Annotated in this window: 19 protein-coding genes and 1 riboswitch; of the genes, 12 read left to right on the top strand and 7 right to left on the bottom strand. The window is 45.7% G+C overall.

The features are described 5' to 3' along the window. The 3 genes from AC2EXB_RS01505 (at position 1) to AC2EXB_RS01515 (ending at position 3880) form a co-directional block, all read left to right on the top strand. Positions 1-1740 (top strand): ABC transporter ATP-binding protein, encoded by a 1740-nt coding sequence (locus AC2EXB_RS01505; protein ID WP_483603183.1) that lies wholly within the window; start codon positions 1-3, stop codon positions 1738-1740. 213 nt (positions 1741-1953) lie between these two features. Then, a complete protein-coding gene (locus AC2EXB_RS01510) occupies positions 1954-2718 on the top strand; it encodes a MerR family transcriptional regulator (protein WP_483603185.1) in 765 nt (254 codons plus the stop codon). Positions 2719-3043: 325 nt separating this feature from the next. Beyond that, entirely contained in the window at positions 3044-3880 is an 837-nt protein-coding gene (locus AC2EXB_RS01515; protein ID WP_235197925.1) for an endonuclease/exonuclease/phosphatase family protein, read from the top strand. 46 nt (positions 3881-3926) lie between these two features. Here the strand turns inward: AC2EXB_RS01515 and AC2EXB_RS01520 are convergent, their stop codons facing one another. From AC2EXB_RS01520 to AC2EXB_RS01530, 3 genes are all read right to left on the bottom strand, one after another. After that, a complete protein-coding gene (locus AC2EXB_RS01520; protein ID WP_483603187.1) occupies positions 3927-4556 on the bottom strand; it encodes a queuosine precursor transporter in 630 nt (209 codons plus the stop codon). A gap of 13 nt (positions 4557-4569) precedes the next feature. Then, a complete protein-coding gene (gene queF, locus AC2EXB_RS01525) occupies positions 4570-5064 on the bottom strand; it encodes a preQ(1) synthase (RefSeq protein ID WP_483603189.1) in 495 nt (164 codons plus the stop codon). 95 nt (positions 5065-5159) lie between these two features. Then, positions 5160-5207: riboswitch (PreQ1 riboswitch) on the bottom strand. A gap of 56 nt (positions 5208-5263) precedes the next feature. Beyond that, positions 5264-6589 (bottom strand): cytochrome P450, encoded by a 1326-nt coding sequence (locus AC2EXB_RS01530; protein ID WP_483603191.1) that lies wholly within the window; start codon positions 6587-6589, stop codon positions 5264-5266. Positions 6590-6706: 117 nt separating this feature from the next. Between AC2EXB_RS01530 and AC2EXB_RS01535 the strand changes: the two genes are divergently transcribed. From AC2EXB_RS01535 to AC2EXB_RS01550, 4 genes are all read left to right on the top strand, one after another. Continuing rightward, positions 6707-7633, top strand: coding sequence for a phosphotransferase family protein (locus AC2EXB_RS01535; RefSeq protein WP_483603193.1), 927 nt, complete (start codon positions 6707-6709; stop codon positions 7631-7633). 93 nt (positions 7634-7726) lie between these two features. Continuing rightward, on the top strand, positions 7727-8260 hold the full coding sequence (locus tag AC2EXB_RS01540; protein ID WP_251477961.1) for a TraR/DksA C4-type zinc finger protein: 534 nt from the start codon (positions 7727-7729) through the stop codon (positions 8258-8260). Between the two features lie 103 nt (positions 8261-8363). After that, complete coding sequence (locus AC2EXB_RS01545; RefSeq protein ID WP_483603195.1) at positions 8364-8711, top strand: nuclear transport factor 2 family protein; 348 nt, start codon at positions 8364-8366, stop codon at positions 8709-8711. Between the two features lie 68 nt (positions 8712-8779). Next, entirely contained in the window at positions 8780-9178 is a 399-nt protein-coding gene (locus AC2EXB_RS01550; RefSeq protein ID WP_235197932.1) for a thiol-disulfide oxidoreductase DCC family protein, read from the top strand. A 182-nt stretch (positions 9179-9360) separates the two neighbouring features. On the opposite strand, the gene AC2EXB_RS01555 is transcribed toward AC2EXB_RS01550, so the two are convergent. Further along, the gene (locus AC2EXB_RS01555; protein WP_483603197.1) at positions 9361-10572 is read right to left on the bottom strand and encodes a DUF3238 domain-containing protein; all 1212 of its coding nucleotides are present in this window, start codon (positions 10570-10572) and stop codon (positions 9361-9363) included. Positions 10573-10751: 179 nt separating this feature from the next. On the opposite strand from AC2EXB_RS01555, the gene AC2EXB_RS01560 reads away from it, so the two are divergent. Beyond that, a complete protein-coding gene (locus AC2EXB_RS01560; RefSeq protein WP_483603199.1) occupies positions 10752-11630 on the top strand; it encodes an STAS domain-containing protein in 879 nt (292 codons plus the stop codon). A gap of 14 nt (positions 11631-11644) precedes the next feature. Here AC2EXB_RS01560 and AC2EXB_RS01565 read toward each other — a convergent pair whose 3' ends face one another. Beyond that, positions 11645-12148, bottom strand: coding sequence for a metallophosphoesterase family protein (locus AC2EXB_RS01565; RefSeq protein ID WP_483603201.1), 504 nt, complete (start codon positions 12146-12148; stop codon positions 11645-11647). A gap of 155 nt (positions 12149-12303) precedes the next feature. Here AC2EXB_RS01565 and AC2EXB_RS01570 point away from each other — a divergent pair, with 155 nt between their 5' ends. The 4 genes from AC2EXB_RS01570 to AC2EXB_RS01585 all read left to right on the top strand — a co-directional run bounded on the left by AC2EXB_RS01570 (position 12304) and on the right by AC2EXB_RS01585 (position 14710). Continuing rightward, a complete protein-coding gene (locus AC2EXB_RS01570) occupies positions 12304-12579 on the top strand; it encodes a hypothetical protein (protein ID WP_483603203.1) in 276 nt (91 codons plus the stop codon). A gap of 128 nt (positions 12580-12707) precedes the next feature. Continuing rightward, positions 12708-13238: a dihydrofolate reductase family protein gene (locus tag AC2EXB_RS01575; RefSeq protein ID WP_483603205.1), complete on the top strand. Its 531-nt coding sequence runs from the start codon at positions 12708-12710 to the stop codon at positions 13236-13238. A gap of 296 nt (positions 13239-13534) precedes the next feature. Then, positions 13535-14158: a cell wall hydrolase gene (locus AC2EXB_RS01580; RefSeq protein WP_251477943.1), complete on the top strand. Its 624-nt coding sequence runs from the start codon at positions 13535-13537 to the stop codon at positions 14156-14158. A gap of 117 nt (positions 14159-14275) precedes the next feature. After that, on the top strand, positions 14276-14710 hold the full coding sequence (locus AC2EXB_RS01585; RefSeq protein ID WP_483603207.1) for a hypothetical protein: 435 nt from the start codon (positions 14276-14278) through the stop codon (positions 14708-14710). A 48-nt stretch (positions 14711-14758) separates the two neighbouring features. Here the strand turns inward: AC2EXB_RS01585 and AC2EXB_RS01590 are convergent, their stop codons facing one another. Beyond that, positions 14759-15568 carry a carbohydrate ABC transporter permease gene (locus tag AC2EXB_RS01590; RefSeq protein WP_483603209.1) on the bottom strand — a complete coding sequence of 270 codons (810 nt, stop codon included), beginning with the start codon at positions 15566-15568 and terminating at the stop codon, positions 14759-14761. 18 nt (positions 15569-15586) lie between these two features. Further along, the gene (locus tag AC2EXB_RS01595) at positions 15587-16462 is read right to left on the bottom strand and encodes a carbohydrate ABC transporter permease (protein ID WP_483603211.1); all 876 of its coding nucleotides are present in this window, start codon (positions 16460-16462) and stop codon (positions 15587-15589) included. Positions 16463-16465 lie beyond the last annotated feature (3 nt).

Below are 16465 nucleotides of genomic sequence, written 5' to 3' on the forward strand. Positions count from 1 at the left end.
ATGAAGAAACAACAAGAAACGAACGGTCTCAAACCCTTTATTTCATTGATCCTTTCGTTGAAGATTCCAAAATGGGCGCTTATCTTTGGTCTTGCAACGAGCGTTGTAACGACAATAGTAGGTCTTGCGGTGCCGTTATTGACGCGGGATTTGGTCGACGGCTTTTCGGTGGAAACCATCAGCCCCTGGCTTGTCGGAGCACTCGTTGCCGCTTTCATTTTGCAGGCCGTCATTAACGGAATATCCATTTATCTATTGAGCATGGTGGGGCAGAAAATCGTAGCGGAATTGCGTGACCGGATGTGGGTGCATTTGATCCGGCTGCGCGTCCCTTATTTCGATCAGCAAGCAAGCGGGGAGACGGTCAGCCGGGTAGTCAATGATACGGGAATTGTCCGTAATCTGATTACCGACCACTTTCCGCAGTTTATTACGGGCATCATCTCCATCATCGGAGCAGTCACCATTTTGCTGCTGCTTGATTGGAAAATGACCTTGATTATGCTGATTTCAGTACCGCTTACGATTGCCATCATGATTCCGCTTGGACGACGGATGGCGAAAATCTCCAGAAGTCTGCAGGATGAAACGGCGACTTTCACAGGCCATGTCCAACAGACATTGAGCGAAATCCGTTTGATGAAATCTTCGACCGCTGAAATGATTGAAGAAAAAAGAGGCCAATCAGGCATCCAGACCTTGTTTCAAATCGGGTTAAAAGAAGCGAGAATTTATGCCTTGATTGCGCCGCTAATGTATACCGTGGTGATGGCCGTGATCGTGATGATTATCGGGTACGGCGGAATCCGCGTAGCAGAAGGGACGATGTCGACGGGCTCTCTTGTGGCGTTCCTCTTGTATTTGTTCCAAATCATTATGCCGATGACCGGCTTTGCTTTATTTTTTACAGAACTTCAAAAAGCAAAAGGGGCAACGGAGCGGATTATTGAAATCCTGGATCTGCCGCTTGAAGAAGGGCAAGAAGGTCTGCAAATCGATATCGCGAATAAAACCTTGCGGATTTCGAACGTCAGCTTTTCCTATGAAGAAGGCGAGCCAGTATTAAAAAATCTTTCCTTTGAAGCGAAGCCGGGTGAAATGATTGCTTTTGCCGGTCCAAGCGGTGGAGGCAAAACGACGGTCTTTGGATTGATTGAACGATTTTATGAACCGGAAGACGGAACCATCACGATAGGTGAGACTCCGATAAACGAATTATCAATGCTGGCTTGGCGCAGCCAAATCGGCTATGTTTCCCAGGAAAGCGCGATGATGGGCGGAACAATCCGGGAGAATTTGATTTATGGACTTCCGGATACTGGAGCTATTTCAGATGAGGTATTATGGAATGTTGCAGAAATGGCCTACGCAAAAGAATTCATTCAAGAATTTCCAGAGGGACTGGATACGCAAGTCGGAGAGCGCGGCGTGAAATTATCGGGCGGCCAGCGCCAGCGAATTGCCATTGCCCGGGCGTTCTTAAGAGATCCGAAAATATTGATGATGGACGAGGCGACCGCGAGCCTGGATAGCCAATCGGAAGGCATCGTCCAGCAAGCATTGAGCCGGTTGATGGAAGGGCGCACTACCTTGGTCATTGCCCATCGCTTATCGACCATTGTGGATGCGGACCAAATTGTCTTTATTGAAAAAGGCCAAGTGACGGGCATCGGAACCCACGAAGAACTTAGCCGGATGCACGGCCTTTACAGTGAATTTGCGGAACAGCAATTGACTTGATTAGAGGTTAATAAGGCTGCATGGGCGCTTACGCTTTTCGGTGTCTAGACTCCAGCGCCCAGTCCCTCGGGGTCTTAAGTCAGCCCACTGCGGAAATCGGGATTTCCTTCGTGTTCTGCCTTAAGCCTGTCGGGACTAGATGGGCGCTTGCGCTTTTCGGGCTTGACCTTAACGCTGCGTCAAGGTGTAGAGTGGTTTTGAGGAGGTGAGCGGATGGAATATACGGTCCAGAAATTGGGCAGGCTGGCAGGGGTCAGCACGCGGACGTTGCGGTATTACGATGAAATTGGGCTCCTTGAACCGGCAAGGAAGAATTCATCAGGTTACCGGATTTACGGGCAAGCAGAAGTGGATAAGCTGCAGCAAATCCTCTTTTACCGGGAACTTGGCGTCGATCTGGAAAGCATCAAGAATATCGTCAATGATCCGTCGTTTGACGGCCCGTCAGCTTTAAGAAGACATCGGCAGCAGCTCCTTGAAAAACGCAGGCAATTGGATGTTTTGATCACTAATGTGGAAAACACCATTTCTGCAGTGGAAAGGAAGAGTGAAATGGCAGACACTGAGAAATTTAAAGGCTTTAAACAGCAGCTGATTGAAGACAATGAAAAGCAATACGGCGAGGAAATACGCGCGAAGTACGGCGATGAAACAGTCGACCAATCGAATGCGAAGATGCTGAACATGAGCGAAGAGAAATACGCAGAGTTTAAGCGTCTGGAGCAGGAAGTGCTCGATACTTTGGCGTTGGCTATTGAAACCGGTGATCCGGCTGGTGTTCTTGGACAAAAAACAGCGGACCTTCATAAACAATGGCTGTCTTTTACATGGTCGACCTATAGCAAAGAAGCTCATGCCGGACTTGCACAAATGTATGTCGACGATGAACGTTTTGCGGCTTATTACGACAAAGCTCGTCCGGGAGCAGCCAAATTTTTGCGCGATGCTATTTTTGTTTACACAGGGATGACTAATTAAGGAACGGTTTCAGTGCTTGTTGAAGAACAGGCACTGGCCGTTTTTTTGTTTAACTTTTAAAGCGATCCAGGAATTTTTCAAATAGTTGGGAGTATTTATTCGGAAGTCGGGAGTATTCGCCTCCGAGTTTAGAATGAAGAGAAAATTCGATTTTCGTGAGAACAACTCTTCTTCTATTTTTCTACTATTTTGGCTTAAATGGTTTACAAAGTCTTAACAAAAATTCACATTTTATTTACAGCATTTCGATCAAAAATTTGCTAAACTAAACCCATCTTAGTCACTTAGCCAAGGCCATGCGTTACTATTCAGGAGGAGAGTTTTCATGGAAGAAAATAGGACGGTGTCCACTATTCCACTTAAGGTTATGTCATTCAATATCGCTCACGGGATGGGAATGGACAATAAAGTGGATTTGGAGAGAATCGCCTATATCATTGAACAGTCAGGGACAGAAGTGATCGGCTTGCAGGAACTTGACCGTTATTTTGATGAACGCAGTTCGTTTATTGATCAGGTAGAATGGTTGAGCGAAAGGCTCGGCATGTATGCGGCTTTTGGAGCAAATCTAAATTTGGAACCCATTGAAGCAGAAAGGCCTCGAAGACAATACGGAAACGCTGTGTTCAGCAAGTATCCTATCAAGTATGTAGAAAATCATTTATTGACTGAAGTGGAGTCCCCGTTTACGCCAAGTGAACAACGCGGTATTTTAGAAGCGGTGATAGAAGTGAAAGGCACCTACCTTAGTTTTTATAACACGCATTTATCCTTGAAAGAAGAACAGCTTCAACTAAATGTAGATGAAATTTTGGCTATTATGGACAAAAGCCATTTTCCAAAAGTGTTGACCGGAGACTTTAATGCAAATCCGGAACAACCGCAGATCAAACGGTTAACAAATTGGTTGAATGATGCGTTCGCGGATGTAGAAGAAGGGAAATCCTTTACATATCCAGCACCCCATCAAGATGGAAGTGATGGCGTGATGTTAAAACCGATAACCCGCATTGACTACATTTTGACGGATTCACTGTTGCCGCCAAAACAGGCATCGGTTATTGAAACTTCGGCTTCTGACCATTTGCCGATTGTAGCGGAACTTGTCTTGGCTAGTGCAGCAAAACCGACAAAATCTGCAGCAGGCATGAGAAATCAATAAACCGAAAAAAGCCGGAAGCATCCTTTGCTTCCGGCTTTTTTCATGCTTATGAATAGCTGTGTTCAGCTGTTATGCGTTCGCGCCGGCATATTTTCACCAGCAAATAGACAAGCGGTGTGTCGAGAGCCGCAGCGCACCATTTGAAAGCGTATTGCGTGAAAATCATGGCGATCAATGCAGAAAGCGGCATCGTTCCGTAAAAAGCGATAACGATAAAAATCGTCGTATCGACCAACTGGCTGACCATCGTCGAAGCATTATTGCGCAGCCACAATTTCGACTCGCCGTGGCGGTCTTTTAATTTGTGGAAAATGGTAACGTCCAGGTTTTGGCTGATGAAATAGGAAACGAGGCTCGCTAGCGTGACACGGAAGCCCGCTGAAAAAATGGTTTCAAAAGAAGCCTGATCACCGAAAAACGGAGCCGAAGGCAACTGGATGGCAAAATAGATAAATGCCAGGGCGCATAATTGTGTGATGAAACCGGCAAATACCGTTTTTCGCGCCGCTTCTTTTCCGTACACCTCAGCAATGGTATCGGTAATCGGAAAAGTGAACACATACACGATGACCGCAGCTGGCAGAACGAGCCACTCGCCGATGCTGAAAAGTTTTACCGCCAAAATATTCGAGAGAATCAACAAGCCGACAAAAGCGCCGTTTAAGTAAAGCAACATCTAGACGGCCCCCTTAGCGATTGGTAATCGTTTCAGGATACATGTCGTGATTCATCATCCGGTACGATGCCATTTCTTCGTATTTTGTTCCAGGTTTGCCGTAATTCGTATAAGGGTCGATGGAAAGGCCGCCGCGCGGTGTGAATTTCCCCCATACTTCAATATAGCGGGGTTTCATTAATTTGATCAGATCGTTCATGATGATATTGACGACATCTTCGTGGAAATCTCCGTGGTTGCGGAAGCTGAATAAATACAATTTCAAGGATTTGCTTTCCACCAATTTTTTATCCGGGATGAAGCTGATGTACATCGTCGCGAAATCCGGCTGTCCCGTTTGCGGACAAAGCGAAGTGAATTCCGGGCAATTGAATTTCACGAAATAATCCCGTGTGTGGAGATTATCAATCGGTTCCAAAATGTCCGGGTCGTACTCGAATTTGTATTTGGTGTTCTGATTGCCGAGCAATGATAAGTGATCTAATGTGTCTTCGTTTCTTCCTGCCATGAAAAAAGGCCTCCCTCAAGTAGCCAGCTTGAGAGAGGCCTATAAAAAACGGAAAAAGAAAAGCCGAATCGCATGTGGATTCGGCTGAGTTTCGTCAATCCATAGTTTTTTATAGAGGGTGAAATGCTATGAACCTCTCCCGTTGCCGGGTTATAAAATTAGTCTAACTCATTCATAGTAAAAGACTTTCCCATCGGTGTCAATGGGTGTAGGAAGCTCTGACAATGCTCAGTCCATGTTCACGGAAAAGAATATTGGCAGGTGACTCTTTTGTCTTGCGGACGTTGCTGATGATAAACCGGCTCTTCGGCATGGTTGGCATGCGTGTCATGTCGTATGCTAAATCCTGCTCCGGCACGCTGTAGCTGATATTCTCCGTGAAGTATTTAAAGAACGCCTGCATGACCATAACCGTCATCCATTCACCGGCACAGCGATGCCCCGCGTAATGATCGCCGCCGCCTTGTTGGACAAATGAGAACGGGCTGCCTTTCCAATTTTCAAAGCGTTCCGGAATAAATTCATCGGCTCTATGCCAGCTGTCGGGATGGCGGTTCGTGCCGAAAATATCGAGGACGACCATCATGTTTTCTTTGAAATGATAGCCATGCCAGACAAAATCCTTTTTCACTTTTGCTGCCATTGCTGGAGTGAAAGGGTAATAGCGGCGGACTTCCTGTGCAAACATATGGCTGTAATTGTTCTGGTCTTCCTGCAATTTCGTTTTTGTTTCCGGATACTCATGAATGGCAAGTGCACCGAACACAATAAGGAATGAAGTCGCGAGCATTGGGCGATATGAATTATTCAAGTCGACCGCAGCGGTGTGGAGGTCTAATAATTTCCCGTCTGTTCCGCGATGGTTGGCAACGATATAGGCAGCGGTATACGGCGGCGGGTTAAAGACACCTGAGCGGATATCCTGAATAATGTCTTTCAGCCAGGCTTCCTGGCTTTGCCGGGCAGCTGCTGCGCGTTTAAACCGCGCAATCGATCCATTGAAGGAATCGACCATCGATACCAATTCTTCGGTGCGCTGCTTCACTTCACTTTCTTTTAAAGGAAGGCCAGCCCAATGGCAGATGGCGCGCGTTAGAATTTCTTGGACTTCATCCAGCAGCACAACTTGGTCCATTGTTTCCCACTGGCTCGCTTTCGCATCGAGTTCTTCAATGGCCATCCGTTTAATATCTTCAAGTCGTTCAGGCGTCATCATCGAAAGGAACATGCGCTTCAAATGGTGATGCTCTTCACCGTCTCGGCCGTGAATACCGCCTTCGCCAAGCAAAGTTTTCTTCAGAGGTTTCGGCATCGCGCCTTTTCGTTTAAAGTATTGATTATCATAAAAGAGGGAAGCGGCTTCTTCGCCGGAAATGCACACAGCTTTTTGGCCCATGAGACGGGTTTCAAAAATATCGGATCCCAGTTCTTGGCGCCGGCTCGGCATAAAGTTAAATCCTTCATTGATTAAGGATAAGGTGCTATCTAATTCCTTTGCACGGGGGATTGGCGTTTTCACTTTCATTGCTTTCAACTCCTCGAAATTTTTGCTTTATCTGAAGTAAGGCTATAGCTTAAAATATACCCTCTGCTGTTTTGAATAAACGCTGAATGGGTTCGCATGGAAGGGAGACAACCGATAATGGATAACCAATACGAAGTGACACCCAAAATACAGGCCTGGCTTCAAAAGTCGCTCAGCAGCAAAAGTGAACTAAATGAGATGGTCCCACTGAAAGGCGGAACTTCTTCGCATCTGTTTGAGTTCACTGCCGTACGTGAGGGCCAGCTCGAATCATTCGTCTTGCGCTTATTCACGCTAAAGGAATGGCTCATGATGGAGCCGGATCTGGCAAAACACGAGGCGGCTAGTTTAAAGGAAGCCAAAAAGACCCGCTTGGCAGTTCCAGAAATCGTGGCTTTTGATGAAACGGGTGAATTTTGTGGACTGCCGGCCGTGCTAATGACCAAAATTAGTGGAGAAGTCGTGCTGCAGCCGGCCGATGAAAAACAGTGGTTGAAAGAGATGGCGTTCGCATTGTCGGAAATTCACCGCCATAAAGCGGAAGCGTTTGAATGGGAATATTTCGCTTATAACGATGCATTGAAAATGGAGCGGCCTGTCTGGTCGGGATACGCAGACGAATGGTTGCGCGCATTCTATATTGTCGGCGGCATTCGGCCGGCTGCAGAATTTTGTTTCATTCACCGGGACTACCATCCCACGAATATACTATGGAAAGATGGCCGGGTAAGCGGGGTTGTGGATTGGGTTAACGCTTGCCGGGGACCAGCTGGAGTAGATATCGGGCATTGCCGCGTCAATCTCGCTTTGCTGTATGGAATTTCTGCAGCCGACGAATTTTTAGCGGCTTACGAGCAAGCGGCAGGAGAAAGTTTCACTTATAATCCTTATTGGGATTTGGCGGCATTGGTAGACGTTTCGGAAGGCCTGCCAACCGTTTATCCGGGTTGGGCTATGTTTGGAATGACCGGTTTAACGGATGAATTGATAAGGCACCGTCTCGATGCATATCTCCTAAGTTTGTTAAAGCGTTTTGACGAATAAATAGAGGTGCCCGGAATTCCGGAATTCTTGCAGGTTTGATTTCTCCTAAAAAGGAAATATACAAAACAAGCAAGCTTTTGAGGAGGAACCAAGATGACGGATCAACAATTAAAAGGATTAAAAGAACAATTGATCGAACAAAAGAGTTCTTTAGAAGATCGTGTTGAACATACAGAAGAATTTGACACGACAGAGCTGTCAAATTACGATAACCATCCGGCAGATAATGCCACCGACTTGTTCGACCAGGAACGCGGCATGGCGCTTAATCAATTCAAAGAAGACGAATTGGATGATGTCAACGCGGCGTTAGCGGCAATCGAAGAAGGCACTTATGGAAAATGCACCGTTTGTGGAAAAGACATTCCGTATGAACGGCTCGAAGCATTGCCGACAGCTTTGACATGCATCGACCATGCCGACCAAAACCCGGATTTAACCACGCGTCCACCAGAAGAGGATGTGCTCCAAGGCGCTACTGGCCAGCCGGTCGAGAAAGAAGACGGCCGCCTGCGCGACTACACGGATTCCTTTGAAGACGTAGAAGACTACGGTTCTTCAGATGGACCGCAGGACCAGCCTGGAAAAGATGAAGACATGAAAGAATTTTACGAAGACGAAAAATAAAGATTGGCCTCTGCTTCTTGCAGAGGCTTTTTACGTTGAGAATATATTGACGCTCCTGCATTTATTCCCTAGAGTAAAAAGAAATACAGGAGGGGGAAACGGCATGAAGGAGTTGGAACAGGAGATTTATGAGCTGGAGTGCAGCCATATCCATCCGGACGTCCGCGTTTCTAGAGAGAAACTGGGAGATGTGCTGGATGATGAATTCTACGAAATCGGCAGTTCGGGAAGAATTTGGAGAAGGGCAGATTACGACGGCAATCATGCACTTACTCCTGACGAGATGGAAATTTCCGATTTTCTTCTGCATCAACTCGGCGAAGAAGCGGTATTGACCACTTATCAGATCTGGAATAAAACCAGCGGAAAAAAATCCTTGCGCAGTTCCGTGTGGAAAAAGCGGGCTTCTGGCTGGAAACTCTTCTTTCACCAAGGCACGCTTTCCGAATGAGCCGTGTTTGAGCGAAGCAAAAAGAGGTTATTTAAGTATTAATATGTTTTTGCAAAGGAGGGATTTAGATGGATCATGCCGTAGTGTTATTTGACGGAGATTGTAATTTCTGTGACTCGAGCGTTCAATTTATCATACAGCACGACCCGGCCGGCTATTACCAGTTTGCGTCACTTCAAAGCGACGTCGGAATGGAGCTGCGCCAAAAATATGGGGTGCCGGACGATGTAGACAGCTTAGTGCTGATCAAAGACGGAGAGGCTTACGTTAAATCGGAAGGGGCCTTAATGATTTCCCACCATTTAACGGGTTTGTGGAAATTAGCATACTATCTAAAGCCGTTTCCTCGCGCAGTGCGTGACGGCGCTTACGATGTGTTTGCTAAAAACCGCTATAAGGTTTTTGGGAAGCTCAACAGCTGTATGCTGCCGCCGCCTCATATCCGTAAACGCTTTTTGGACAAATAAAACAAGCTGGATGCTAAACGCATCCAGCTTTTTATTTTGTGGAAAGGGTGGATCTTTCCGCTTTTCTTTGTCCAGCTGCAAGAGCCAGCTTCTCGGGTCTTAAGTCAGCCCGCTGCGGCGGCAACAGCCTCCTCGCGTTCTGCCTTAAGCCTGTCGAAGCTACCCGGCTCTTTCCGCTTTTCTCACTCAAAATTCGATATTCTCCAATACTGGCTGGCGATGGATCTGGACATCCAGGCGAGGCCTTTGCTTTCGGCTTCGTGGATTTGGAACCAGTCGTCCATTTTATCGTTTTTCAAGTAGACTTCGTGGTTAGGTGCTTGGTCGTGCAGGCCGACGATGTCGTATTGGCCGTTGCGATAAAACGTTGCCGATACGTCATAGTCGATGTTCGGCGACGTCGTTAAAGGGTTGCCGACGCTATGCGTTAAGGAGATATTGACATTCCGATCGTCTTCTTTCACTTTCTCCACTTGTACTTCATTAGAGGAAGCGACGTCTGCTTTCCGGAATTTTTTCCGCCAGTCATAGGCAATGCTGACGCCTACATCTTTTTTGAATTCAATGCGGGATTCTTCATCTCGCAGTTCAAGCGTAAAATTCACTTGGGTCCGGTAATCTTTTGCTTCCGCATCAAATTCTCGGCCGTCTCCGCCAAAATAGCGGTTGGGCGATAGCAAGTTAGGGTTCTGCAGAAGATCATCGGGAAGGAAAGTCGTGTAGCGGAAATCCCATTTGCGATTTTGGTCAGAAACATCGGTTTTTGGCGAGTCCCCTAAAAGCTGATCGATTGATGCCAGTTTCTTCGTTACCCAAAATTCTTCCATCGCTGCTTTATCTTGAGAAGATTTGATGTTGATAAACCCGAAGATATTGGCCAGGAATGATTTCTCTTCGCTGAAATCGGTTTCGGATCTTTCGAGCGGACGCTTTGCACGGATCCAATAGGTGTAGGCCTGGTCTTTCTCAATATCGCGATCCGTATATTGTCTTTTTTTGATCGTGTCTATCAATTCGCCGTCGCGGTAAATTTCGTATGCATCCACGCCTTCAATGCCTCCCCAGGCAAGTGCGATTTTTGAAGGGGTGACAATGGTGGTAAAGGCCCGCTGCTGGAGGAGATTGACAATGTCTTCTGAATGGTTTTCTGTGCTGGTCTGCATTTTAATTCGCTCAGCTTTCTTGCCTGAGCTGTCTAAGCGGTCAAACGTATACGTATACATTTCACCCGGTTCCAGGTTTTCATCTGTGAAGCTATGGTCTGTTCCTTTGTAAATTACGTTGGCGTCTCTTTTGACGACACAGGTATCGCCTGTTTCCGTCCATTCAAAGTAAATGCTTGTATCGGTTTGCTTCAATAAATCGATTTCCAGGTGCGTATTTGCCTTATTCATTCGTCTGCCTCCTTCAAGTGGGTTTGGTAAACTATACCCGAATCCCGAATTTCCAGAACATTACTAGGCAGCAAGACGAAGCCGGCTCGTACATTTGCAAAGCCCTTGAACAAATAGTATGTTAAAGAAAGAGTATTGGCAGTGATTTTACAACAGAAGAAGCGCAAGGAGGGCGAAGAATGTCTTTAAATGAAACCCAAGCATCTAGAAGTTTTCGGAATTTCGAAGAAGCGGCAGACCATATCTTAGCGTTGTTGAGTATGCAAATGAATATCAATACCTTATTCATTGCCAAAAACGACGGCCGAAGAAATGAAATCGTTCGAGCGGTCAATGCAAAAGAAACATTGGTCGAAGAAGGCCATTCATCTCCTCTGAATCAAACCTTTTGCAGTTTAAGCATCAATCACGGGAAAGATGCGCTGATCATTGAAGACATTTCTGCAGATCCTCTTTCGAATGAGCTCGAAATTGCTTCGCGTTTTGGGCGCGGATCATTTGTGGGGATTCCTGTTTATTATGAAAATGGGGAAGTGTACGGCACCATCTGTGGCCTTGATACCGAGTCTTTTGAATTCACGGAAGAAAATCAGCGGCTCTTCGAAATGATGTCCTCGCTCCTGACTTATGTCCTCGAACTTGAAAAAGCGAATGAACAGATTCAATTTCTTTCATCGCCTCTTGTTCCTGTTACGAAAGGCGTGTCGATTTTACCGATTATCGGTGATATTACAGCTAAACGTGCGCAGTTTATCTTAAATGATGTATTAGTTAAATGCAGCGACCAAAATCTCGATTATTTGGTCATCGACGTTTCAGGGGTTTCGCAAATCAATTCGGTGGTCGGGGAATACTTGCTGAAGCTTGTCAGCATGTTAAAGCTGATTGGCATTGCTCCAGTATTGACGGGAATCCAACCATATATGGCCTTAAAAGTTCCGCATTTCGCGGAAAGTTTAAAAGGCATCCTGATTGAAGCGAATCTGGAAACGGCTTTGAAGCAGCTCGGATTTGTACTGATAAAAGAATGCAAAGAAAAAACGGACCGTCGCGGGTAGCGGCGGTCCGTTTTTTATCCTTCTTCTTTATCAAAAAATAGATGTTTGAGTTCCCAGCTGTCGCCAATTTCAAGGAGGCCGAATGAGTATTGAGATTCGCGCCGTTTGTCAGTAGGGGAACCGGGATTGAATAAGGTCACGCCTTCCACTTCGCGTCTGATCGGCGTGTGGGAGTGGCCGAAAACAATTATGTCGACATTCTCTCCTTCAAAAGCCTCAAAGGCACGCTGTTCGGTTGTTTTTCGGATGCCGTCTCCGTGCACGACACCGATTCTTAAATCGCCGAATGTGAGAATTTTTTTCTTGCCGAAGCGATGCAGAATCTCCCAGGGATCGACATTTCCGGTGACGCCATCTGTTTCGGCATAAGCCGCTAATTCATAGTACACGTCTAAGGTTTGCCAATCGCCTGCATGGATGATGAAATCGGCAGTTTGGCATTCATCAACCAACTTCTGAGGCAGTTTTTTTGAGCGGTTCGGAATATGCGTATCGGAAACAATGACAATTTTTTGCATTTGCACCCCTCCGTCATTTCAAGATACTTAAACTGTATCAAAGAAATGGGAAGCCGTCTAAGCTAATCCGGTTTGCCGCCAAACTGAAATGATTAACTTTTCAAGGAAAAGGGAACATAGCTTTATAAGCAAATACGGTTTTTGGAGGAATGGCAATGGCTAATAAAACATTTGTCTACACAGGAATGGCAGTAGCCAGCGGGATTCTATTGCTCACTGCATACAACAAAAACAAGAAAAAGAAAGTCTGGGTCTTCGAAGACAACGATATGCGAAATAGCGTAGAAGTCGACCGTGAAGAAAGCGTGAACGCTCCTTATGACGAAGCGGAAATCGGATTGACGAAATTGGATTCAGCTTATCGTTCGGAATGGCAAGCGAATGGCTTCCCTCAAACGCATAAACGAATGAAAGAACTTGAAGATTCTTAATAGCCATGAAGCGCTGGGATGAAAATCCCTGGCGCTATTTTTTTATGCTTAGTTAACTTCCAGACAGGCAGCATCGTGATATAGTGAATGAAACGCAGCAAATGATCAAATCTGGAAGAGGTGAAAAAATGGGCGAGCAAAGAAAGGTTGTCTGTTATATAGCGGAAAGCTTGGATGGCTATATAGCGACCGAAGACGATTCGCTGGACTGGCTTTTCAAAGTCGAGATGGATGGAGACGCCGGCTATGCTGAATTCATGGAAACGATTGATACGGTCGTAATGGGTAGGCGCACCTATGAGTGGGTGATGGAAATGGAAAAAGGAAAGTTCCCATATGAAGACAAAGAATGCTATGTGTTTTCGAGCAGATCAACTGAAAACAGTGAACATGCTATTTTTACTAACGAAGACATTCCGAGTTTTGTCGAACGGCTTCGAAAACGCCAAGGAAAAAACATTTGGGTAATCGGAGGCAGCTTATTAATTGAAGCTTTTCTGCAGGAAGATTTGATGGACGAATTCATCATTTCGATCGCACCCACCTTAATTGGCAACGGCATCCCGCTGTTCCAAAAACTTGATAAGGAAATCGAATACGAGCTGAAGTCGGTCAAGCAATCCGGACAATTCGCACAGCTGCATCTGGTTCGGAAATAACCATTCAAAAGGGCTTGTGAAAGTCCTTTTTTCTTTTATGCCGCTATGGAAAATAGAAAGTGCCGGCAGGATTAGATTGCTCGTTTTTGAATCTTTTATCCTTTAAGGACATGAGCATAAATTCATAAAGTTTATCGAAAAAACCTTTCTTTCTTCAATAAAAATCAAACGGACGCGACTTTTGCACTTTTCTTTCCAATAAAGAAAGTAGGTCTGATGGATATGATTCACTCTGCTAGAACTCTATACTGGGATAAGGAACACTCCATGGTTCCGGAATAGAAGGGAGAGAAAGCATGAAAATCATTAAAACATTCACTTTTGTCTTGTTTACTGTATTCTTTCTAAGTTTTTCTCAAACAGAAGCAGAAGCCCATTCTGGAGATCTGCAATTAGGCTCTACGGGGCAGCAAGTAACCGAATTGCAGACATTATTGAAGAAGCTCGATTATTTCCATGTAGATCCCACAGGCTATTACGGCCCGATAACTGAAAAAGCGGTGAGTCGTTTCCAGCGCGATTTCAATATTCCTTCAACGGGCTATACAGGTCCTTTGACGCAAAACAAAATCGATCAAGTTAAAATGATGGCGCGTACGGTGCATGGAGAAGCACGGGGCGAAAGCTATAAAGGGCAAGTAGCCGTCGCAGCAGTTATTTTAAACCGCATCGATTCAGCCCATTTCCCAAACAGTACATACAATGTCATTTTCCAGCGCAACGCCTTTACGGCTGTAAATGACGGCCAGTATTGGCTGAACCCGAATTCTTCCGCTTACCGGGCTGTGAGAGACGCGATGCAAGGAGCCGATCCGACAGGCGGGGCGACATATTACTACAACCCTGCAGGTGTAACGGATACGTGGATTTTCACTCGCGACGTCGTTACGAAAATCGGCAAACATTATTTCGCCAACTAATTAAATGCAAGTCAGATGGAAAAGGAGAGGCGCAGAGAATCTGCGGCCGCTCCTTTTTTTAATTTTTCCACTAGCCTATAATAAAGAAAGAACGAAAAAAAGGACGTTGAAACGTTTATGCTATATACATTGATTTTATTCGCGCATATCATGAGCGCTATTTTATCCATCGGGCCGTTTTTTGTACTGATCCCTTTGCTGAAACGAATGGAAGGGGTGGCGGAAAACGTGCTGGAAGCGCAAATTCAAACTTTCAGGTCAGCGATCCGGCTCGTGAAACATGCAGGGCACGTATTGGTAGCTTCGGGTGTGCTGATGATTTGGCTTGGCTATTGGCCATGGTCCACTTCATGGATTGTCATGACCTTAGCCATCATGTTCGCTTCTGTGTTTTTCCTTGCGCGGGCTTTCAAGCCGACTTTAAAAAAATTCGAATCGCCTGGCGCTGACCGTAAAAACGTGATCGAGAAATTGAACCGTTCTGTCTGGATCTACATTTTCCTCTTGCTCGTGATGCTTTGGCTCATGGTCGCAAAACCGCAGCTTTGGTAATGAAAAAGGCCGGTGCCCAAAACGGGTACCGGCCTCTCTTCGATATATTTATCCTTTTACCGCGCCCGCTGTCATGCCGGCGACGAAATAGCGCTGCAAGAAAACGTAGGCAACGACCATTGGCGCGGATGCAATGACGACACCGGTGAACAGCATCGGATAGTTAGTGGCATATTGCCCTCTGAACTCCAATAAAGCAAGCGGCAAAGTTTTATAAGCGTTGTCCGTGATGAACAGCAACGGATAAAGCAAGTCATTCCAATGCATCACGAAAAGAAAAATAGCGGTTGCCGAGAGAGAAGGCAAGGACAAGGGAATGGCAACTTTCGTGAACATCTTCCAATTGCCCGCGCCGTCGATTGTTGAAGCTTCGAACAATTCTTTTGGCAAAGTTTTCATGAATCCGGTCAGGATGAAAACAGCGATCGGCAAGGTAGAAGAGATGTTGACTAAAATCAGTCCAACTAAACTATTGGTAAGCCCGATATTCAGAACGAGCGAGTAAAGCGGCACCATGATCACTTGGGCCGGCACCATCATGCCGAGCGTAAACAGGGCAAAAAGAATATTGCCTAGCCAGTTATTGAGCCGTGTAATGCCGAATGCGATCATAGCAGCAAACAATAAGGTCAAGGAAACCGAGAACAAAGTGACGACGGTACTGTTCATGAAATAACCGGCCATGGTCTGTTCTTGGAAAATGGCGACGTAATTATCGAATTTGATGCCGCCTTCAGGAAAGCCGAGCGGGTTTGCGAAAGTTTCCTGAAGCGTTTTAACGGAAGTCAGCAAAACGATGATTAACGGTACCAGGATTAGCAAAGCATAAACGAATAGGGAAAACCTTTTAAAAAACAATCTGTCGTCCTCCTTTCTTCAGTAAGAAACCCGATCCGATCGCAATGCTTTAAATTGCAGGAACGTGATAAAGGCGATAATAATCATAAAGATCACAGAAATTGAACTCGCGTAACCGAATTGATAGCTTCTGAAAGCGACTTCGTAAATATAAGTTGCAATGATTTCAGTCGAATTATTCGGTCCGCCGCCAGTCATGGCAAAGACCAGGTCAAATGCTTTAAACGATTGGATGGTCGTATAAGCGACGACAATCGTAGCAGAAGGAGCAAGCAATGGCCACGTGACGCTTCGGAAAGTCTGCCATTTGCTGGCGCCTTCGATTTTTGCCACTTCGTACATTTCCTGCGGGATCGCTTGCAGGCCAGCGACAAAAACGATGAGCATCTGTCCCGCGTGAAACCAAATCTGGGTGATGGCGAGTGAGTAGATGGCGATATTCGCATTGCCGAGCCAGTTTTGCGCAAGGAAATCAAGTCCCGCCAGTTCAAGCAGCTGATTTAAGATCCCAAGGGAAGGGTCATAAATGAATGACCAGATAAATGCTACCGAAACCGATGACAAGATTGTCGGGAAAAAGTACAATGCGCGAAGAAACACTGTAGTCTTCGTGTTTTTCAGAACAATCATCGCAAAAGCGAGGGCTACAATCGTTTGCAAAATAACAACAACCAACATGAATTTCAAGTTGTTGCCGACAGTTTTCCAGAAAATTGAATCTCCGGTAAGCGCCCTCTCAAAATTATTGAACCCGACAAATTGAAACGCCTCACTGAAGCCATCCCAATCTGTGAACGAGTAGAAGAGCGCGCTAACAGTCGGATATAAAAAGAAAATGCTATAAAGGATCAATCCTGGGATAAAAAATAAATAAATGGTTTTCGAGGTTTTCATGAC

This window comes from Planococcus alkaliphilus, assembly GCF_057031095.1.